This window comes from Bradyrhizobium guangzhouense (assembly GCF_004114955.1).
GTDB lineage: Bacteria > Pseudomonadota > Alphaproteobacteria > Rhizobiales > Xanthobacteraceae > Bradyrhizobium > Bradyrhizobium guangzhouense.
This window is the reverse complement of record NZ_CP030053.1, coordinates 4012703-4032853: the sequence shown is the minus strand read 5'-3', so window position 1 is coordinate 4032853 and position 20151 is coordinate 4012703. Positions and strand designations below refer to the sequence as shown.

At 64.8% G+C, this 20151-nt stretch carries 16 protein-coding genes; 11 read left to right on the top strand and 5 right to left on the bottom strand.

All coding sequences use genetic code 11. From position 1 onward, the window contains the following. The first annotated feature begins 27 nt into the window (after nt 1-27). Entirely contained in the window at nt 28-585 is a 558-nt protein-coding gene (locus XH91_RS19395) for a biotin transporter BioY (RefSeq protein WP_128954911.1), read from the top strand. Nucleotides 586-670: 85 nt separating this feature from the next. Continuing rightward, nucleotides 671-2005 carry a dicarboxylate/amino acid:cation symporter gene (locus tag XH91_RS19390; protein WP_128952052.1) on the top strand — a complete coding sequence of 445 codons (1335 nt, stop codon included), beginning with the start codon at nt 671-673 and terminating at the stop codon, nt 2003-2005. A gap of 26 nt (nt 2006-2031) precedes the next feature. On the opposite strand, the gene XH91_RS19385 is transcribed toward XH91_RS19390, so the two are convergent. Beyond that, nucleotides 2032-2916 carry an SDR family oxidoreductase gene (locus XH91_RS19385; RefSeq protein ID WP_128952051.1) on the bottom strand — a complete coding sequence of 295 codons (885 nt, stop codon included), beginning with the start codon at nt 2914-2916 and terminating at the stop codon, nt 2032-2034. Nucleotides 2917-3005: 89 nt separating this feature from the next. Between XH91_RS19385 and XH91_RS19380 the strand changes: the two genes are divergently transcribed. After that, nucleotides 3006-3839 carry a helix-turn-helix transcriptional regulator gene (locus XH91_RS19380; RefSeq protein WP_128952050.1) on the top strand — a complete coding sequence of 278 codons (834 nt, stop codon included), beginning with the start codon at nt 3006-3008 and terminating at the stop codon, nt 3837-3839. Here XH91_RS19380 and XH91_RS19375 read toward each other — a convergent pair. From XH91_RS19375 to XH91_RS19365, 3 genes are read right to left on the bottom strand one after another with little or no spacing between them, the layout of a single operon-like run. After that, a complete protein-coding gene (locus XH91_RS19375; RefSeq protein ID WP_128952049.1) occupies nt 3836-5068 on the bottom strand; it encodes an NAD(P)/FAD-dependent oxidoreductase in 1233 nt (410 codons plus the stop codon). The two genes, XH91_RS19380 and XH91_RS19375, sit on opposite strands and share 4 nt — an antisense overlap. A gap of 14 nt (nt 5069-5082) precedes the next feature. Next, nucleotides 5083-6297 (bottom strand): MFS transporter, encoded by a 1215-nt coding sequence (locus XH91_RS19370; protein WP_128952048.1) that lies wholly within the window; start codon nt 6295-6297, stop codon nt 5083-5085. A gap of 47 nt (nt 6298-6344) precedes the next feature. After that, nucleotides 6345-7838 (bottom strand): amidase, encoded by a 1494-nt coding sequence (locus tag XH91_RS19365; protein WP_128952047.1) that lies wholly within the window; start codon nt 7836-7838, stop codon nt 6345-6347. A 207-nt stretch (nt 7839-8045) separates the two neighbouring features. Between XH91_RS19365 and XH91_RS19360 the strand changes: the two genes are divergently transcribed. Further along, nucleotides 8046-8726, top strand: a complete 681-nt coding sequence (locus tag XH91_RS19360) for a helix-turn-helix domain-containing protein (RefSeq protein ID WP_128952046.1) — start codon at nt 8046-8048, stop codon at nt 8724-8726. Nucleotides 8727-8795: 69 nt separating this feature from the next. Here XH91_RS19360 and XH91_RS19355 read toward each other — a convergent pair whose 3' ends face one another. Further along, nucleotides 8796-11186 carry an Rne/Rng family ribonuclease gene (locus XH91_RS19355; RefSeq protein WP_283810010.1) on the bottom strand — a complete coding sequence of 797 codons (2391 nt, stop codon included), beginning with the start codon at nt 11184-11186 and terminating at the stop codon, nt 8796-8798. Here XH91_RS19355 and XH91_RS39915 point away from each other — a divergent pair. The 7 genes from XH91_RS39915 (at nt 11157) to XH91_RS19330 (ending at nt 20151) form a co-directional block, all read left to right on the top strand. Next, a complete protein-coding gene (locus XH91_RS39915; RefSeq protein ID WP_283810011.1) occupies nt 11157-11585 on the top strand; it encodes a hypothetical protein in 429 nt (142 codons plus the stop codon). The genes XH91_RS19355 and XH91_RS39915 overlap by 30 nt on opposite strands. 12 nt (nt 11586-11597) lie before the next feature. After that, on the top strand, nt 11598-12014 hold the full coding sequence (locus XH91_RS39910) for a hypothetical protein (RefSeq protein WP_283810012.1): 417 nt from the start codon (nt 11598-11600) through the stop codon (nt 12012-12014). 614 nt (nt 12015-12628) lie between these two features. Next, a complete protein-coding gene (locus XH91_RS19350) occupies nt 12629-13927 on the top strand; it encodes an N-acetylmuramoyl-L-alanine amidase (RefSeq protein WP_128952044.1) in 1299 nt (432 codons plus the stop codon). A gap of 233 nt (nt 13928-14160) precedes the next feature. Further along, nucleotides 14161-16668: a penicillin-binding protein 1A gene (locus XH91_RS19345; protein WP_128952043.1), complete on the top strand. Its 2508-nt coding sequence runs from the start codon at nt 14161-14163 to the stop codon at nt 16666-16668. Nucleotides 16669-16775: 107 nt separating this feature from the next. Next, nucleotides 16776-17907 (top strand): peptide chain release factor 2 gene (prfB, locus tag XH91_RS19340; RefSeq protein ID WP_128952042.1). Its coding sequence is split into 2 segments (ribosomal slippage): nt 16776-16844 and nt 16846-17907, totalling 1131 coding nucleotides; the frame shifts between segments, so codons are not numbered across the junction. 2 nt (nt 17908-17909) lie between these two features. Further along, nucleotides 17910-18791: an NAD(P)-dependent oxidoreductase gene (locus XH91_RS19335; RefSeq protein WP_128952041.1), complete on the top strand. Its 882-nt coding sequence runs from the start codon at nt 17910-17912 to the stop codon at nt 18789-18791. A gap of 124 nt (nt 18792-18915) precedes the next feature. Then, nucleotides 18916-20151 carry an ABC transporter substrate-binding protein gene (locus XH91_RS19330; RefSeq protein WP_128952040.1) on the top strand — a complete coding sequence of 412 codons (1236 nt, stop codon included), beginning with the start codon at nt 18916-18918 and terminating at the stop codon, nt 20149-20151.

The following is a 20151-nucleotide window of genomic DNA, read 5'->3' as shown; positions in this document are numbered from 1 at the left end:
ATGTCGCGTTCTCCTCTTGCCGCAGTGATGTGGCCAGCCCGGCCCGGCGAAGCCGTCGGGCACTTGCGCGCATTCGTGCTTGTTATGCTCGGCTCCGCGTTGATGGCGCTATCAGCCAAGGTGAACCTGCCGCTGCCTTACGTGCCGATGACGTTGCAGACTCTGGTCGTGCTGACAATCGGTGCGTCCTATGGCTGGCGGCTTGGCAGCGCAACCATGATCGCCTACCTCGCCGAAGGCGCGATGGGCCTGCCAGTGTTCGCAGGACCCGTCGGTGGAATTGCACCTCTGGTCGGTCCGACTGCCGGCTATCTCTATGGCTTCGTGGCTGCTGCCTTCATCACCGGCTGGCTCGCCGAGCGCGGCTGGGATCGCAACGTCGTGCTGCTGTTTGCGGCCATGGCGGTCGGCCATGTCGTCATTTTCATCGCCGGCTTCGGTTGGCTTGCCTACGGCATCGGCCTTGGTGGAACCAAGGCCTGGATGGTCGGTGTCGCGCCGTTCATCGCGGCCTCCGTCATCAAGAACGCGCTCGGTGCCGCGCTGGTGCCGGCGGCGCGTCGGATCGTTGAGCGCCGCGGCTAGATTTCGTCGTACGGAATGTTCCAATTGACAGGGCCGGCCAAGTTGATCTTGGCTGGCTCTGAGCTTTTGAGGGGGGAAGGAAACGATGACATCGACAACGGTGGCTGGCGCGCCGGCTGCACCTGCTGCGGCCAAGCCGTGGTATAAGATTCTCTATGTCCAGGTGCTGATCGCCATCGTGCTTGGCGCGATCGTCGGCTGGCTTTGGCCGTCGGTTGCCACTAACGATTGGATCAAGGCGCTCGGCGACGGCTTCATCAAGCTGATCAAGATGGTGATCGCCCCGATCATCTTCTGCACCGTTGTGTCGGGCATCGCGCACATCCAGGACGCCAAGAAGGTCGGGCGCATCGGTGTCAAGGCGCTGGTCTATTTCGAGGTCGTCTCGACATTCGCACTGATCATCGGCCTCATCATCGGCAACGTCATCAAACCGGGCGCCGGCTTCGGCAGTGCGGCCGCCAATGCCAATGCCGTTGCCAACTTCGCCAAGCAGGCGGAAGCGCAGAAGTCGGTCGACTTCATCCTGCATATCATTCCCGACACGGTGGTCGGCGCCTTCGCGCAAGGCGAGATCCTGCAGGTGCTGCTGTTCTCGGTGCTGTTCGGCTTCGCCATCATGGGGCTCGGCGAGCGCGGCCATGTGATCCGCAGCTTCATCGACGATGCCGCGCACGCGGTGTTCGGCGTCATCTCCATCGTGATGCGCGCAGCGCCATTGGGTGCGTTCGGCGCGATGGCCTTCACCATCGGCAAGTTCGGCACGGGCGCGATCCTAAACCTGATGGGCCTGATCGCGACTTTCTACCTGACCGCCGCGCTGTTCGTGTTCGTCGTGCTGGGCATCATCGCGCGGATCGCGGGCTTCTCGATCTTCAAGTTCCTGGCCTATATCAAGGACGAACTGTTGATCGTGCTCGGTACCTCGTCCTCCGAAAGCGCGCTGCCGACCTTGATGGAGAAGCTGGAGCGGCTCGGCTGCTCGAAGTCGGTGGTCGGCCTCGTGGTGCCCACGGGCTATTCGTTCAATCTCGACGGCACCAACATCTACATGACGCTGGCGACGCTGTTCATCGCGCAGGCGCTCGGCTACGACCTCACCTTCAGCCAGCAGCTCACGATCCTGGTCGTGGCGATGCTGACCTCGAAGGGCGCTTCCGGCATCACCGGTGCGGGCTTCATCACGCTGGCGGCGACGCTCGCGGTGGTCGATCCGCGCCTCGTGCCAGGCATGGCGATCGTGCTCGGCATCGACAAGTTCATGAGCGAGTGCCGTGCGCTGACCAATCTGTGCGGCAACGGCGTCGCCTGCGTGATCGTCGCCTGGTGGGAGGGCGAGCTCGATCGCGACAAGCTGACTGCGCGGCTGGCCCAGCAGATCGATCCGACCGACATGGAAACCGCCGTCACGACGGACTAAGACGGATTTGACGGCGCGGTGCGCCGTTAAACCTCGAAGTAACAGGGCTGGTCGAGATCCTCGATCAGCCCTTTTTCTTTCGGCACCCAGCCGAGAGCCGCGCGCGTCTTGGCGCTCGATGTCGGGACGTCGACGGCCGCAAAGCGCGCGAACCAGCCGAAATGCGCCTCGGCTTCATCAGGCAATTTCGAAACGACGGGCACTCCGAGCCTCTTGCCGATCACCTCGGCAATCGCCTTGAAGGGCACGCCTTCCTCGGCGATCGCATGGTAGCGACGAGCGGATGCGCCTTGCTCGAGCGCAAGGCGATAGACGCGGGCAGCATCGATGCGGTGCGCAGCGGGCCAGCGGTTGTTACCCTCGCCGATATAGGCGGCTGCGCGTTTCTCGCGCGCGATCGCGATCAGCCGCGGCACAAAGCCGTGGTCGCCTTCGCCATGGGTGGTCGGCGGCAGCCGCACGATGCCGGCACGGACACCTTGCTCCGCAAGGTCTTCGGCGCTTGCTTCCGAGACACGTGGAAAGTGGCGAGCGGCTGCGTCGTCCTCGGTTGCAAGACGTCCAGGCGCAAGCAGCGCCACGCCTGAGGTGACGATGAGCGGACGCGTGGAGCCTTTGATCTCCTCGCCGAGCGCCAGGATGGCGCGGCGGTCGAGCTCGCAATTCTCGGCGAATTTGGAGAAATCGTGGTTGAAGCCGAGATGCAGGACGCCATCGGAAGCGGCCGCGCCGCTGCGTAACGACGCGTGGTCCTCCAGTGAGCCACGATGGACCTTGGCGCCCATCGCAGCGAGGGCGGCGGCACCCGCATTAGAGCGAGCGAGGCCAGTGACGCTGTGGCCGGCGGCGATCAGGTCGGCAACGACGGCGGATCCGACGAAGCCGGTGGCGCCAGTAACGAATACACGCATGAGCAGGTCTCCCGTTGGTAGAAGCCAACATCTGCGCTAGAATTATCCGGGTAAAGTAGTGAGGTTATCGGGGTATAATAGCTAACAGGATGAGCGAGACCACCAGCGACAACCTGCTCGGGACCTATCTGAAGGACCGCCGTATCAGGCTCGACGCGGCCGCTTTCGGCTTTGGCGGTAGCCGAAGGCGTACCCCGGGGCTGCGGCGCGAAGAGGTGGCGCAGCGCGCCAATATCAGCCCGACCTGGTACACCTGGCTGGAGCAGGGCCGGGGCGGCGCGCCGTCGGCCGACGTGCTCGATCGGATCGCCCGTGCGCTGATGCTGACCGATGTCGAGCGCGAGCACCTGTTCCTGATCGGGCTCGGCCGGCCGCCCGAGGTCCGCTACCAGAAAAGCGACGGCGTCTCGCCGCGGCTGCAGCGCGTGCTCGACGCGCTGGAGACCAGCCCCGCCATCATCAGGACGGCGACCTGGGACGTCGTGGCCTGGAATCGCGCGGCCACGATCGTGCTGACCGACTATTCAAAGCTACTGCCCGAGCAGCGCAACATCCTGCGCCTGATCTTCTGCGAGCCGCGGGTGCGTGCCGCGCAATATGATTGGGACAGCGTCGCCCGTTTCGTCGTCGCGGCGTTCCGGGCAGATGTGGCGCGCGCGGGCGCGGTCTCGCATGTCGCTGAATTTGTCGATGAGCTCTGCCGCGAGAGCCCCGAATTCGCAAAGCTGTGGCGCGACAACGATGTCCGCTCCCATGGCGAGGGCATCAAGCATTTGCGCCATCCCGTGCTCGGCCCGATCGCGTTCGAATATTCGGCCTTTGCGATCGATGGCCGGCCCGATCTCGGCATGGTCGTCTACAACCCGGCGACGTCGGAGGATGCCCGGCGCATCAGGGCCGTGCTGGCCAAACACGAGGGCTAGAACCGCTCCGGCCGGTACGGCGTCGGATCGATCGATGGCGTCTCGCCGTTCATCATTTCGGCGAGCAGCCGTCCGGTGGCGGGGCCGAGCGTGAAGCCCTGGTGGCCGTGGCCAAAGTTCATCCAGAGGCCGGGGTGTCGCGGGGCGCGCCCGAGCACCGGCACCATGTCAGGTGTACAGGGGCGGGTGCCGAACCACGGCTCCGGCTCGGCGCGCTTGCCGAGATCGATCAGCTCGCGCGCGGAGGCTTCTGCGCTGGCGAGCTGCACCGGCGTCGCCACCGCGTCTGGCCCTGTCAGCTCCGCTCCTGTCGTGATGCGGATGCCCTTGGCCATCGGTCCCATCGCGTAACCGCGGCCCTTGTCGACCAGCGGCAGGTCGAGCGAGGCGCCGCCGCTGTAATGCATGTGGTAGCCGCGCTTGCGCACCAATGGGATGCGATAGCCGAACTTGTGCAAGAGATCCGGCGACCATGGCCCGAGCGTGACGACGGCGTTGGCAGCGTCGATGCGGCCATTGTCGGTGTTGACGGACCAGCCAGTCGCGGTCTGTTGCAGCGACTGCGCATCGCCGAGCACGATGGTGCCGCCGAGGCGCTGGAAGAGATCGGCATAGGCGGTGACGAGTGCGCCGGGATCGGACACGGTCCAGGTGTCGAGCCAGTGGATCGCGCCGGGAAGATCGTTGCGCAGGATCGGCTCGGCTTTTGTCAATTCGCTGCCCGAGAGCACGCGAAAGTTCACGCCGAATTCGCGCCTATCCCGTTCCGCGTCCTTGACCGAGCGATCCAACGCGGCGGCATCGCGGAACAGCGCGCGATAGCCGGCGCGGCGGATCAGATTGTCGGCATGGGCCTCGCGGATAAGGATGTCGTGCTCGGGCGTCGCATAGGCGATCAGGCGGGCCCAGGCCGCGATCGCTTCGCGATGCCGCTTCGGCGCCGAATGCCACCAGTAGCGAAGCAGCGGCTCGACGTGACGATGCAGCGAGGAAAAGCTGTAGCGCACGTCGTTGGTGCGGCCGGTCGCGATATCGAGCAGTGAGGAGAGGTCGCGCGGCATGGGATAAGGCCGCACCGCTTCGGCCTGGATCATGCCGGCATTGCCGTAGCTGGTCTCGCGACCAGGCTCCCGGCGATCGATCAGCGTGACCGTCCAGCCGCGCTGTCGCAGATGCACGGCGGCGCCGACCCCCACCATGCCGCCGCCGAGAATGATTGCGCTCTGCATCAGCAAAACTCCTGTCAGGCCGGCTTCGGCGTGAGCTTGGGCTGCGCCGTGTTGATGGTCGCGGCGACGACGACCGACATCGCTGTCATCGCGACAAGAAAGCCGAAAGCCGCGTCGAACGATCCTGACCCGGTCACGATGAAGCCCATGACGGCGGGTGCGACGAAGCCCGCACTCTGGCCGCCGAGATTGACCATGCCGATGCCCGATCCGATCTGGTCGTCACGCAGCAGCTTGGTCGGAAGCGCAATCACGGAGGCCAAAACGAAGGATTTGAAGAAATAGACCACCGATTGATAGACGATCAAGGCGGTGATCGTCTCGGCCTTGAACATGGCGTAGAGGAAGATGCCCGTTAACGCGGAGCTGCCGATCAAGAGATATTTTTCGCGCTCGGCAAAGAACGTGGTCATCACCCAGCCGCCGATTGCGGTCGCGAAGGTCGCCATCACGAACGGGATCGGCGCCACCACGCCGACGGTCTTGAGATCGAGTCCGCGCTGCTGGAGCAGATAGAGCGGCATCCAGGAATCCAGCCCCTTGTTGACGCAGCTCAGGCCGAACCACACCACCATCAGCTGCCACAGCAGCGGATTAGCCATGAGTTCGCGCATCGGCGCGCGGGGCTTTGCCGTCACCGGTCCGACGCCGATCCGCGCAAGATGCGGAACGAACACGAAATATACCACCGCGAAGACGATGCCGGCGATGCCGATCGTATTGAAGGCGTGGCGCCAGCCCAGCCAGACGATCAGCGGCGCCATGATCAGCGGTGCGACCATGCTGCCGGCATAATTCGACGAGAGCAGCAGCGCCGACATTTTGGGCCGGCTGTCCTTCCTGAACAATTCCGCGATGGCGCGAATGCTCGCCGGCGGAAAGCCGCCCTCGGCGATGCCGAAGATGAAGCGGATCGCGATCAGCGAAGTCAGCGACCAGGCAAGGCTCGTGAAGGCGGTGAACAGCGACCACATCACGATGGTGACGATGACGACATATTTCGAGCCGAAGCGGTCGGAGAGCCATCCGCCGGGCACCTGCATCGCCGCATACCCCAAGAAGAACGCGCTGATGACGATGCCGAGATCGGCAGCCTGGAGATTGAAATCCTTGCCGATCTGCGCGAGCGCCAGCGAAATCGCGGCGCGGTCGATATAGGAGATGCAATAAGCGAGATACAGCAGGACGAAGGCAACGATGCCGGTCTTGCGGTTCGACAATTCGGCCATGCTGATCTCCGCGATGCCGGCGAGCCGGCGTTGATGCCTGCTTGGGTCTATTCCCAGGTGAGAAAGCCCGGCGCGGCCGAGAGCGGCGGCGCGGCGGCGAGCCGTGCGAGGTCGGGAAGCGGCCGGCGCATGTGTTGATCGTCCGCGAATGCAGCCTCGATGCTCGCGGCGACCGCAAGCACGACGGCGTCGCCGCCGCGCGGGCCCACGATCTGGAGGCCGAACGGCAGGCCGGCCTCATCAAGGCCGAGCGGGATGCTGATCGCGGGGTGGCCGGGGAGTGTGACGGAGTAGGCGAGCGCGAGCCAGTGGAAGTAGGATTTCGTCGGCAGGCCGTCGATCTCTGCGGGATAAAGCTCCGACCATGGCCGTGGGCTCAGCGTGATGGTTGGACTGATCAGCACGTCGTATCTGGCGAAGAAGGTCTGGTAGGCGCGATAGATCCGCGTCTGTGTCGTGCTCGCGCGGGCGTGGTCTTCGAGCGTGTAGCATAGCCCTTCCTCGACATTGGCGCGGACATTGGGGCCGAGCATCTCGGGCCGCTCTTTGTAGTTCTTCCCATGCATCGCCAGGAACAGGCCGGCGCGCAGCACCGCGAAGGCATCGTCGGCGCCGGTGCAGTCCGGCGTCGCCTCGCGGCATTCGGCGAACAGCGGTGCGAGCTTGTTCACGCGATCGCGGAACACGCGGCGGATGGCTTGCTCAGTCGGAGCGAAGCCGAAATCCTCGGTGAAGGCGAGGCGCAGCTTGCCGAGCTCTGCGGGACGCGGCGCGGTCCAGCGCTCAGCGCGTCCGCGCAGGGGCTCGCCGGGCAGCGTGTAGGCGAGTGGATCGCGGGCATCGTCGCTCGCCATCACCGACAGCATCAGCGCGGTATCGGCGACATTGCGCGCCATCGGTCCGTCGGTCGACAGGTTGGACCAGCCGAATGCGCGCTTCTCGCTTGCCACGAGACCGTAGGAGGGGCGCATGCCGACGATGCCGGAGAACCCGGCCGGATTGCGCAAGGAGCCGCCGGTGTCGGAGCCGGAAGCAAGCGGCGCCATGCCGCAGGCGAGCGCGACCGCCGAGCCTCCGGAGGAGCCAGCCGCCGAGCGCATGGGATCGAAGGGATTGCCGGTGGCGCCGAACACCGGATTGCGGGTGTTGCCGCCTGCCGCCCATTCCGGCGTGTTGGTCTTGCCGAAGATGATGGCACCGGCGGCACGCAAGCGCGCCACCGAGCCCTGGTCGGCAGTCGGCACGTTGTCGCGCAAAAGTGGGCTGCCATAGGTCGAGCGCATCCCCGCGGTGTCCTGCGTGTCCTTGATCAGGACGGGGAGCCCGTGCAGCCCGCCACGATCCTCGCCGCGCAGGATGGCGGCCTCGGCGGCCCTTGCGGCGGCGCGGGCGCCCGGCTCGTCCAGTGTGACGACGGCGTTGACGGCGGGATTGACTGCGGCAATGCGCGACAGGCAGGCGTCGAGCAGTTCGACAGGCGAAATCGCCTTGCTGGCCAGCAGGCGCAACTCAACGGCGCTGGAATCGCACAGGTCGGACAAGGCCAATCCCTTTCAGATTATGAAAACGATTTAGCATATCGGAAAGTCGGGGCGACGCACCAATTTTCGTCAGATCCGGGCGATTCATGCACAAATCCTGGCCTGACTGCGGAGATGGCCGCCAAAGACGTCCATGAGGGGTGTTTGGGCCGAAAAGATTAGGCGGATAGGCCAACAATTTTTCCCGTTCCGTGATAGGCTTGCTGCATGAGCGAGATCACGACATCAGAAGGTGCCAACTCCCAGCTCGGCCAATGTCTGAAGGCCGCCCGTCAGGCGCGGGGCCTGACGCTCAAGCAAGTCGCGGAACGGACCGGCATGGCGCTCTCGACCCTGTCGAAGGTCGAGAATGGCCTGATGTCGCTGACCTACGACAAGCTGCTCCAGCTGACCTCAGGCCTGAAGATGGAGATCGCGGAGCTGTTCAATCCGGCGGTCGCAGCGCCCGCACCGGGCCGGCCGGTCACCGCGCGCCGAAGCATCAGCCGGGCCGGGCAGGGCCAACTGATCAACACGAAATTCTACACCTACACCTATCAATGCACCGATTTGATCGGCAAACGCATGGTGCCGATCGTGGCCGAGGTTCGTGCGCGCTCCTTGGACGAATTCGGTCCGCTGCTGCGTCACGCCGGCGAAGAGTATTTTCTGGTGACGAGCGGACGGGTGGCCGTCCACACCGAGTTCTACGCACCGGAGATCCTGGGCGAGGGCGACGGTATCTATCTCGACAGCACCATGGGCCACGCTTACCTCAATGCCGGCGAGGCGGCATCTGCGAAGGGCGTCTGTCTCTGCACCAGTGAAGCGCCCGATCTCTACGACCAGCTCCGCCAGATCGCATCGCGTGACGTGGCCTCGCTTGGCGATGACGAGCTGCCGCCGTAGCGGATTGGCGAGGCATGAAAACGAAAACGCCCGGCCATGAGCCGGGCGTTTTGCATTGGATGTTCGGCTTTATTCGCCGCCGCCGAAACGGCGGGACCACCAACCGGCGCGGCGCGGGGCCGCCGGCGTCTCGGTCACAGCTTCCGGCGCGGGCTCCGGCGCAGGCGCGGTCGGAGCAACCGGCTCGGGCGCTGAAGCAACCGTGGCTGCCGGCTCGCTCGGGCTGCTCGACATGAAGCTCACCTTCTCGCGGACGGTCGAGCGGCGACGCGCCGCCTTCTCGTCGACGACGGGGTCTTCCTCCGCGACAGCAGCAGCGGGTGCGGCCTGGACCGGTGCTTCAACCGGCGCCTGGTCGAATTGGGGTTCGGGCCGAGATGTCTCGTGCTCATCAGCGGCGATCTGCTCGGAATGCGCAATCGACGGAGCGGCCTCGCTGCCGGTGCTGTCGAAATCGGCCACCGCGTCGGTTGCCTCCGGCGGCGGATTGCCGCCGAGCTCGTCGCCGATGGATCCGGCGAGACCGTCTTCGTTACCACCGCGCCGACGGCGTCCACCCCGACGGCCGCGCCGGCGGCGGCGCTCGCCGCTGCCCTGCTGCTCGCCGCGCGCGGCTTGCTCCTCGCCTTCCTCGCCATCCTGCTCGGACTCGCCGTCCTCTTCGCCTTCGCCGGCGACCATGGCCGGCTCGGGAAGCGTGGCTGGACTGTCCTCGCGGAGCTCACCGTCGCGCTGACCGCCGCGACCGCGCCGGCGACGGCGGCGCTTGCGGCGTTGTCCATCCCCTTCGGCGGCAGCTTCACCTGACGCCTGTTCCTCGCTGAGGCCTTCAGTCTCGTCCGTCTCGACCTCGGATTCAGTCTCAAGGTCGAAACCGTCCTCCTCGTCAAAGGCTTCTTCGGCCAGCGGCGGCGGGCTTGCGGCAGCCTGTGCCGCCAGCAGTGCCTTGGCGGCTTCGAGCGTATGCACCTGCTCGCCGCGGTCGATCACATAGGCTTGCGGGCCTGAGACGCTGGGATCGGCGATCACGGACAGCGTGACCTTGAAGCCGTTCTCGAGATCGCGCAGATGGCCGCGCTTGTGGTTCAGCACATAGAGCGCGACATCGGTGCGGGTGCGGACCACGAGATTGTGGGTTGCGCCCTTCATCAGGATCTCTTCGAGGCCGCGCAGCAGCTGCAGCGCCACCGAGGACACCGAACGGACATGGCCGGTGCCGCCGCAATGCGGGCAGGGATCGGTCGAGCTCTCCAGCACGCTGGCGCGGATGCGCTGGCGCGACATCTCGAGCAGACCGAAATGCGAGATGCGTCCGACCTGGATGCGCGCGCGGTCCTGCCGCAGGCAGTCGGACAGCTTGCGCTCGACCGCACGGTTGTTGCGCTTCTCGTCCATGTCGATGAAATCGATGACGATCAGGCCGGCGAGGTCGCGCAGGCGAAGCTGGCGGGCGACCTCTTCGGCCGCCTCCAGATTGGTCTTGAGCGCGGTGTCCTCGATATGGTGCTCGCGCGTCGATCGTCCGGAGTTGACGTCGATCGAGACCAGCGCCTCGGTCTGGTTGATGACGATGTACCCGCCCGAGCGCAACTGCACGGTCGGCGAGAACATCGCGTCGAGCTGGCTCTCGACGCCCATGCGCGAGAACAGCGGCTGGCCGTCGCGATACTGCCTGACCGCGCCGACATTGGCGGGCATCAGCATCTTCATGAAGTCGCGCGCTTCGCGGTAGCCGGAGTCACCGGCGACCTGAATCTCGTCGATTTCCTTGTTGTAGAGGTCGCGCAGCGAGCGCTTGATCAGCGAGCCTTCCTCGTAGACCAGCGTCGGGGCCTGCGACTTCAGCGTCAGGTCGCGCACCGTCTCCCACATCCGGATCAGGTACTCGAAGTCGCGCTTGATCTCGGGCTTGGTGCGGGCGGCACCTGCGGTGCGCAGGATGATACCCATGCCCTCGGGCACGTCGAGATCCTGCACCACTTCCTTCAGGCGCGAACGGTCCTGGGCGCTGGTGATCTTGCGGCTGATGCCGCCGCCACGCGCGGTGTTCGGCATCAACACGGCATAGCGGCCGGCGAGCGATAGATAGGTCGTCAGCGCCGCACCCTTGTTGCCGCGCTCTTCCTTGACGACCTGCACCAGCATCACCTGGCGGCGCTTGATGACTTCCTGGATCTTGTACTGGCGGCGCGGACGGAAGGTGCGCTCCGGCACTTCCTCGAGCACGTCGTCGCCGCCGACCGACTCGACGTGTTCCTCTTCGCCTTCCTCGCCGTCTTCGTCGTCCTCGTCGTCCTCACCGGCGGCTTCCGCAGCCTCGCCATGTGGCGCCTCGACCGCTTCGCCGGCCGCGTAAACCGCATCGGCCGGCTCGGCGGCCTCGGTCACGATCTCGGCAAACGCTTCGCCATGTGATTCGGCGGCGGCCTCGTGAGGCTCGGCAACGCTCTCGGCCGCCACGACGGGCTCAGCGCCAACAGCCGCAACGGGCGCGGGCGTCTCGTCGGCATGATGCTCGTGCGCGTGATGATCGTGCTCGTGATGATCATGCTCGTGGTCATGACCATGGTCGTCATGATCGTGTGCATGCTCATCATCATGGGCGTGAGAATGATCATGGTGGCCGTGATGATCATGCTCATGATCGTCATGCCCGTGATCATCGTGATCATGCTCATGATGGTCGTGGTCGTGACCCTGGTGATGCTCGCCCTCATGCGGCGCGCCCTCGGCGTGCTCCTGCTGGGGTTGGCCCTCGACCGGCTGGGCAGCGGGATCGCTACCGGCGTCGAGACCCTCGACGATGTCGCTCCGGACGCGCTCGCCGTGACCGCGACGGCGGGCATTGCGGTGGCGTGAGCGGCGGCGGCCGTGGGAGCGGTTCTCGCTCTCTTCCTCGGCTTCGCGATGCGCCTGCTCCTCGGCCTCGATCAGTGCCTGCCGGTCGGCGACGGGGATTTGGTAATAGTCGGGATGGATTTCGCTGAAAGCGAGGAAGCCGTGGCGATTGCCGCCATATTCAACGAAGGCGGCCTGGAGCGAGGGTTCGACCCTGGTGACCTTGGCGAGGTAAATGTTTCCGCGCAGTTGCTTGCGTTGCGCGGTCTCGAAGTCAAACTCTTCGACGCGATTGCCGCGGACCACGACGACCCGGGTCTCTTCCGGGTGGGTGGCATCGATCAACATCTTGTTGGGCATGTCTTAACTCTTGGCGGCGGCGGGCGCGGTTCACCGTGGGCGCGAAGAGCGCTGCCGGGTGACGCGACGGTCCACCTGATTCGGGGGTGAGGGGAAGGCCGAAACGCCGTCTCTCGCGCCTTGCCGAATCGGAAGCTTCAGGACCGAAGCGGCGCGCGGGATTTTCGCTCCGCAGCGTCGCGAAAGGTCCTTCAGAATTCGTCGGCACAGTCTGGCGCATCAAGCGTCGGCCCGTATGAAACACTGGGCGGCGGGGCCGCCCCTAAACAGTTGCTGCTGGCCAGGCATGGCGCGTGCGCGCTCGCCCTGGATCAAGAACCGCCCCCTCTGGATTGAGGGGATGGGTAACTGGCCGCATCGCTGTCAAAACTGTCCCGGAAACAGTGTGGTAACCGGAAACCGTCCGCCGCCGGGGCTTGCCCCGTTCCGCCTCGCTGCCGCGCACCGCGCTGGTCGTTGAGGGGAACAGAAAAACGCTGGAATTCCCGAATCTTGGGAGCTCCGGCGCTGCACCGGGAGGCTGAATGCGACACAACCGGAAATTATTGGCCGTCAGCATTCCGTACATACGAGGAATGGGCCATCCGTGCAAGGGAGCGTCGCACGCCGGTCACAGTCCAAGAGTTTCGCGTTTCCGTCATTAAGGACCGATTAACCCTGTGGTTCTATTGCGTTAAAGAGGGCTGCTCGGAGGCACGGATTCGGTGGCGAGCCGCACAAATCAACGGGTTTTGCTGGGATTTGCGCTTCTATGCGCCTCAGCATTGCCATGCGCCGATTCCTCGCGCCTGAGCGCGGCGGAGAGCTCGTCGCAACCCTCTGTGGCGGCAGCAAATTTTCCTGTCGCCACAGCCGCGCGCCTCGCCGGTGACGGCAAGCAGACCCGCTTCATCCTTGATCTCGACCGGTCCGTCAGCTTTCGCGCAACGACGCTTGCTGATCCCTATCGGGTGGTGGTCGATGTTCCCCAGGTCAATTTTCAGCTGGCGCCGGGCACAGGGGCCGGGCGAGGGCTGGTCAAGGCCTTCCGCTACGGGCTGGTGATGCCCGGCGGCTCCCGAATCGTATTCGACCTGACCGGGCCCGCCAAGATCGCCAATTCCTACGTGCTCGATGCGGCCAACGGCCAGCCGGCGCGGCTGGTGCTGGAGCTCGAAGAGGTCGATCGTGCGGCTTTCGTGCAAACTCCCCCTCCGGAGAATCGCCCCGAACTGCGGCCGACGATTGCCGCCGTTCCGCCCGCGACAGTCCCCGCCGCGCCCGAACCGGCGCAGCAGAAGCCGAGTCCACCTTCCGACGGCCGCCCGGTCGTCGTGATCGATCCCGGCCATGGCGGCATCGACAACGGCACCCAGTCGAGCGGTGAGAGCGAGAAGAATTTGGTGCTGGCCTTTGGCCTTGCGTTGCGCGACCGGCTGGAAAAATCGGGCAAATACCGGGTGGTCATGACGCGGGACGACGACACCTTCATTCCGCTCAACGACCGGCCCAAGGTTGCCCGCAATCTGAATGCCGCGCTGTTCGTCTCGATTCATGCCGACGCGCTGCCGAAGGCCGAGGGCGACGCCCAGGGCGCCACCATTTACACGCTGTCGGACAAGGCCTCCGACGCCGAGGCCCAGCGCCTGGCCGATGCTGAAAACCGCGCCGACGCGATCGCCGGCTTCAATCTCGCGGAAGAGCCGACCGATGTCGCCGACATCCTGATCGATCTCACGCAGCGGGAAACCCGTACCTTTTCAAGCCGTTTTGCGCATCTGCTGATGGGCGAAATGAAGACGACCATGCGGATGCACAAGCATCCCCTGAAGTCGGCCGGGTTCCGGGTGCTGAAGGCGCCCGACGTGCCCTCGGTGCTGGTTGAGATCGGCTATGTCTCCAACAAGGGCGATCTTGAGCACCTCGTCTCCGAGGGGTGGCGGTCCAAGGCCGTCGGTTCGATGGCCCAGGCGATCGATACCTTTTTGGCCAAGCGAATGGCGACGGCGGGGGCCGGGAATTGAAGAAGGGGAATGGCGGTTCCGTTGTTAAGCCCTAGTTTGGCCACAGCGGACGCCTTATAAAAACAACGCAGGGGGTTCCGGAATCGACGAGAATCCCGTTCGGCAAGCGTCTTTCGGTCCGGCATCAATGGTATTGAGTAGGCCGGTGAATTCGCGACGTGAGAACGGCGCCCGTTTGGGGTGCTTTGGGCTGATCTTTGGACTGATCCTGGGATTGAACGGATAAACACATAATGCGCTTGCTTGTGCGGTTCATGGGCTTCCTGTTCGCTGCGGGAACGGTGGTGTTCCTTGTCGGTGTCGGTGCCGCGGCAGGCCTGATCTGGCACTTCTCCAAGGACTTGCCCGACTACTCTCAGCTTCAGGATTACGAGCCGCCGGTGATGACCCGCGTCCACGCGGTCGACGGCTCGCTGCTCGGCGAATACGCCAAGGAGCGGCGCCTGTACCTGCCGATCCAGGCGGTGCCGAAGCTCGTGATCAACGCGTTCCTCGCCGCCGAAGACAAGAATTTCTACGAGCATGGCGGCATCGACTACACCGGCATGGCGCGCGCCGGCGTGCTGTACCTGCAGAACTTCGGCTCCAACCGCCGTCCGCAGGGTGCGTCGACCATCACCCAGCAGGTTGCCAAGAACTTCCTTCTGACCAACGAGGTCTCCTTCTCGCGCAAGATCAAGGAAGCCTTGCTCGCGATGCGCATCGAGAAGACCTATTCGAAGGACAAGATCCTCGAGCTGTATCTGAATGAAATCTATCTCGGCCTCGGCGCCTACGGCATCGCCGCCGCCTCGCTGGTCTATTTCGACAAGTCGGTGAACGAGCTCACCGTGGCGGAAGCTTCCTACCTCGCGGCGCTGCCGAAGATGCCGGCGACGCTGCATCCGGTGCGCAACCGCGATCGCGCCATCGAGCGCCGCAACTACGTGATCGACCGTCTGCAGGAAAACGGCTGGATCAAGCAGGCTGACGCCGACAAGGCGCGCAAGGAGCCGCTGGTCGTCACCAACCGTTCCAACGGTGCCCACACCTTCGCCGGCGAATATTTCGCCGAGGAAGTGCGCCGCGACATTTTCGAGCGCTATGGCGAGAAGAAGCTGTACGAGGGCGGCCTCTCGGTCCGCACCACGCTCGACCCGAAGATCCAGGTCATGGCGCGCAAGACCATGGTCGCCGGCCTCGTGAACTATGACGAGCAGCAGGGCTATCGCGGCGCCATCAGCAAGCTCGATAGTTCGGGCGATTGGGGCGTGAAGCTCGCTGAGATCAAGTCGCTCTCCGATATCTCGCCGTGGCGCATGGCGGTGGTGCTGGAAACCAGCGACCAGTCGGCACGTATCGGCTTCCAGCCGAACCGCGAGCTCGGCGGTGCCGTCAGCAAGCAGCGCGAGACCGGCCTCGTTACGCTCGACGGCGTACGCTGGGCGAGGGCGGCCCAGGGCAACTTGAAGGGCAAGACGCCGACGTCGGTGGCCCAGGTGCTCCAGCCCGGCGACGTGATCTATGCCGATCCGCTCTACAGCAAGGAGGGACAACCGGTCGAAGGCCAGTATCGCCTGCGCCAGATCCCCGAAGTCTCGGGCGCGATGGTGGTGATGGATCCCTGGACCGGCCGCGTGCTCGCGATGGTCGGCGGCTTCTCGTTCGACCAGAGCCAGTTCAATCGCGCCACACAGGCCTACCGGCAGCCCGGCTCGTCGTTCAAGCCGATCGTCTATTCGGCGGCGCTCGACAATGGCTATACGCCCTCGACCGTCGTGCTCGACGCGCCGATCGAAATCGACCAGGGCCAGGGCGCGGGCGTTTGGCGACCTGAAAACTTCTCGGCGAACAAATATCAGGGGCCGGTGACGCTGCGCAACGCGCTGCGGCAGTCGCTCAACACGGTGACCGTGCGCCTTGCGCAGGACATCGGCATGCCCTTGATCGGCGAGTATGCCCGCCGCTTCGGCGTCTATGACGAGCTGCCGAATTATCTCTCCTACGCGCTCGGCGCCGGCGAGACTACGGCGATGCGCATGGTCACGGCCTATTCGATGATCGCCAATGGCGGGCGCCGCGTGAAGCCCACCCTGATCGACCGCATCCAGGACCGCTACGGCCACACCATCTTCAAGCACGACCAGCGCGAGTGCCGCGGCTGCGACGCGCCGGGCGGCTGGAAGAACCAGCCCGAGCCGCAGCTGATCGACCGCCGCGAGCAGGTGCTGGACTCCATGACCGCCTATCAGATCACCGAGCTGATGGAAGGCGTGGTGCAGGCCGGTACCGCAACCGTCGTGAGGGAGGTCGGCAAGCCGATCGCCGGCAAGACCGGTACGACGAACGAGGCCAAGGACGCCTGGTTCGTCGGCTTCTCGCCTGACGTCGCGGTCGCCATCTACATGGGCTACGACAAGCCGCGTCCGCTCGGCAGAGGCAATGCAGCGACCGGCGGACATCTGGCCGCGCCGATCGCGCGCGACTTCCTGAAGCTCGCGCTGGCTGACAAGCCTGCGGTTCCGTTCAAGGTGCCGGCCGGCATCAAGCTGATCCGCGTGGTCTCCAAGACCGGCATGCGCGCCGGTCCCGGCGAGACCGGCGGCACCATCCTCGAAGCCTTCAAGCCGGGCACCGCACCGCCGGACAATTACTCGGTGATCGGCGTTGCCGACGCCGACGGGCGCGGTGGCGCGCCGCCGCCGCAGCAGGCGCCGGATTCCGGCTTCTTCATGCGACCGGGCACAGGCGGCCTGTACTAGCGGATAACGCCCGAGACAGGCGCGGCAGGCGGTTGCGCTTTGGCGCAGCCGCCGCTACATCCCCGTTGCCATCAGACGCGGAACATTCCGCGAGACCAGAGAACGACATGCGCGCCGAAATCGAACGGTTGGTAGAAGAGATCAAGCAGTCAGTCGGGCTGCTGAGGAGGCATCTTTGACGTCGAGAAATCGACGGCGCGCCTCGCGGAGCTGAACAAGCTCGCAGAAGATCCCAACCTCTGGAACGATCCCCAGAAAGCCCAGAAGCTGATGCAGGAGCGAACCTCGCTGGAGGACTCGCTCTCGGGCATCGGCAAGGTCGAGCAGGAGCTCGAAGACGATATCGGCATGATCGAGCTCGGCGAGGCCGAGGGCGATGCGGGTGTCGTAGCGGAAGCTGAAGCCGCTCTGAAGAACCTCAAGAAGGACGTCGCGCGGCGCGAGCTCGAGGCGCTGCTCTCGGGCGAGGCCGACCGCTTCGATTCCTATCTCGAAGTCCATGCCGGCGCCGGCGGCACCGAGAGCCAGGACTGGGCGCAGATGCTCTTGCGCATGTACACGCGCTGGGCCGAAACGCATGGCTTCAAGGTCGAATACCTCGAAGAGTCCGAGGGCGAAGAGGCCGGCATCAAGTCCGCGACCATCCAGGTCTCCGGCCACAATGCCTATGGCTGGCTGAAGACGGAAGCCGGCGTCCATCGGCTGGTGCGCATCTCGCCATTCGATTCCAACGCCCGGCGGCACACCTCGTTCTCGAGCGTCCAGGTGTTTCCTGTCATCGACGACAGCATCAAGATCGACATCAAGGAATCCGACGTGCGCACCGACACGATGCGCTCGGGCGGCGCCGGTGGTCAGCACGTCAACAAGACCGAATCCGCGGTGCGCCTGACGCACATTCCGACCGGCGTCGCAGTGGTCTGCCAGGCCGGCCGCTCCCAGCACAAGAACCGGGCGCAGGCCTGGGACATGCTGCGCGCGCGCCTCTACGAGATCGAGCTGAAGAAGCGCGAGGAGAAGGCCGCCGCCGACCAGGCCGCCAAGACGGACATCGGCTGGGGCCACCAGATCCGCTCCTATGTGCTGCAACCCTACCAGATGGTGAAGGATCTCCGCACCGGCGTGCAGACCTCCGACACATCGGGGGTGCTCGACGGCGAGCTCGACGACTTCATGGCGGCGACCTTGGCGCAGCGCGCCTTCGGCACCACCGCCGGCGATGTCGAGGACGTGGACTGACCATGGCCCGCGTCGCCTTCATCGGGCTTGGACGGATGGGCCACGGTATGGCCGGCCGCTATCTCGATGCCGGCTTCACGGTGACGTTGTGGAATCGCAGCAAGGCCAAAGCGGAAGACCTGATCGCACGCGGCGCAAAGTGGGCGACCTCGCCTGAGGATGCCGCGATCGACGCGGACGCCGTGGTGACCATGGTCGCCGACGACGAAGCCTCGCGCACAGTCTGGCTCGGCCCCAACGGCGCCGCCAAGACCGCGAAGGCGGGCACCATCGCGATCGAGTGCTCCACCGTCTCCTACGACCATGCGCGCGAGATGGGCCGCGAGTTCAATGCACGCGGGCTCATCTATATCGATTGTCCCGTGACGGGATTGCCGGACGCGGCAGCGGCCGGAAAGCTGACGCTGCTGGTTGGCGCCGACGCGGCCGACCTGGAGCGCGCGCAGCCTTTCCTCGAACCGATCGGCTCGACCATCAGGCATTTCGGCGCAGTCGGCTCCGGCACTGTCTACAAGCTCATCAACAATCTCATGGGCGCGATCCAGATCGCCGGGCTTGCGGAAGGGCTCGCAATCGCCGAGCAGGCCGGGCTCGACATGAAGCTGGTGCTGGAATCGATCCTGTCAGGCGTTGCCGCGAGCCCGCAGGTGCAGCGTCACTCCAAGCGCATGGTCGCCCGCGATTTCAGCGGCGCGACGTTTACGGCGGCGCTGCGGCACAAGGATGCCGCCTATGCGGTCAAGCTGGCGGAGAGCCTGCTCGCGGACAAGCCGCTGGTTGCGCGCGCCGCCGTCGAGGCTTACGCGCAGGCCAAGGCCGCGATGCCCGACGACGACGAAGGCAGGATGATCGAGCTGGTGTCGCGGCCGAAGAAGCCGTCTTAATCGGAATTCAACGGCTGAGTTCCGCGGCGACCGTTTCGCTCCACGGAAAATCCTGCCGCTTGCCAGTTGCAGGCCGCCTTGCGACACTCTCCACAAAACAAGACTACAAATTGGGGAGAGACCAATGCCGGGTCGTCGCAAAAGCCTTGCTGCCCTCGCCATGCTTGCTGCCGGCCTGCTCGTCACGACACCGGCCTCGGCGCAGAAGAGATACGATCCCGGCGCCAGTGACACCGAAATCAAGATCGGCAACATCATGCCCTATAGCGGGCCGGCGTCGTCCTATGGCGTGATCGGCAGGACCGAGGCGGCGTTCTTCAGGATGATCAACGATCAAGGCGGCATCAACGGACGCAAGATCAACTTCATCAGTTATGACGACGCCTATTCGCCGCCGAAGGCGATCGAGCAGGCGCGCAAGCTGGTCGAGAGCGACGAGGTGCTGCTGATCTTCCAGGCGCTCGGCACGCCCTCGAACTCGGCGATCATGAAGTACATGAACGCCAAGCGCGTGCCGCAGCTCTTCGTCGCCTCCGGTGGCACCAAGTTCGGCGACCCCAAGAACTTTCCATGGACGATGGGTTTCCAGCCCAACTACCAGAGCGAAGGGCGCATCTACGCGAAATACATCCTCGACAAATTCCCTAATGGCAAGATTGCGGTGTTCTGGCAGAACGACGATGCCGGCAAGGATCAGTTCAAGGGCTTGAAGGACGGCCTTGGCGACAAGGCTGGCATGATCATCGCCGACAAATCCTACGAGGTCAGCGATCCCTCGATCGACTCGCAGATCGTCGCCTTGCACGATTCCGGCGCCGACATCTTCTTCTCATGGGCCGCGCCGAAGGGCTCGGCGCAGGCGATCCGCAAGGTGGGTGAGCTCGGCTGGAAGCCAAAATTCTTCCTTGCCAATACCGCAACCTCAATCGCCTCGGTGCTCAAGCCCGCCGGGCTCGCATATTCCAAGGACATCATCTCGACCGCCTATCTGAAGGATCCGACCGATCCGACATGGGACAAGGATCCGGCGGTCATCGCGTGGCGGGCGTTCATGGACAAGTATTATCCCGACGGTGACAAGACCAACGCCAACAACCTCTATGGCTACGTGCAAGCCGAGGCGATGGCGCAGGTCCTGAAGCAGTGCGGCGACAATCTCACGCGCGAGAACGTCATGAAGCAGGCGGCGAACCTGAAGAATTTTCACACCGACCTGATGCTGCCTGGCATCATGGTCAACACGTCACCGGACGACTACTTTCCGATCGAGCAGATGCAGCTGATGCGTTTCAACGGGCAGGTCTGGGAGCTGTTCGGCGACGTCATCACCGGCGAGGTCGGGCACGAGCATGGCCAGTAG

Coding starts and splice junctions, on each gene's coding strand:
- XH91_RS19390 (WP_128952052.1), top strand. CDS start 671: ATGACATCGACAACGGTGGCTGGCGCGCCGGCTGCACCTGCTGCGGCC.
- XH91_RS19395 (WP_128954911.1), top strand. CDS start 28: ATGTGGCCAGCCCGGCCCGGCGAAGCCGTCGGGCACTTGCGCGCATTC.
- XH91_RS19330 (WP_128952040.1), top strand. CDS start 18,916: ATGCCGGGTCGTCGCAAAAGCCTTGCTGCCCTCGCCATGCTTGCTGCC.
- XH91_RS19335 (WP_128952041.1), top strand. CDS start 17,910: ATGGCCCGCGTCGCCTTCATCGGGCTTGGACGGATGGGCCACGGTATG.
- XH91_RS19345 (WP_128952043.1), top strand. CDS start 14,161: ATGCGCTTGCTTGTGCGGTTCATGGGCTTCCTGTTCGCTGCGGGAACG.
- XH91_RS19385 (WP_128952051.1), bottom strand. CDS start 2,916: ATGCGTGTATTCGTTACTGGCGCCACCGGCTTCGTCGGATCCGCCGTC.
- XH91_RS19370 (WP_128952048.1), bottom strand. CDS start 6,297: ATGGCCGAATTGTCGAACCGCAAGACCGGCATCGTTGCCTTCGTCCTG.
- XH91_RS19380 (WP_128952050.1), top strand. CDS start 3,006: ATGAGCGAGACCACCAGCGACAACCTGCTCGGGACCTATCTGAAGGAC.
- XH91_RS19375 (WP_128952049.1), bottom strand. CDS start 5,068: ATGCAGAGCGCAATCATTCTCGGCGGCGGCATGGTGGGGGTCGGCGCC.
- XH91_RS19360 (WP_128952046.1), top strand. CDS start 8,046: ATGAGCGAGATCACGACATCAGAAGGTGCCAACTCCCAGCTCGGCCAA.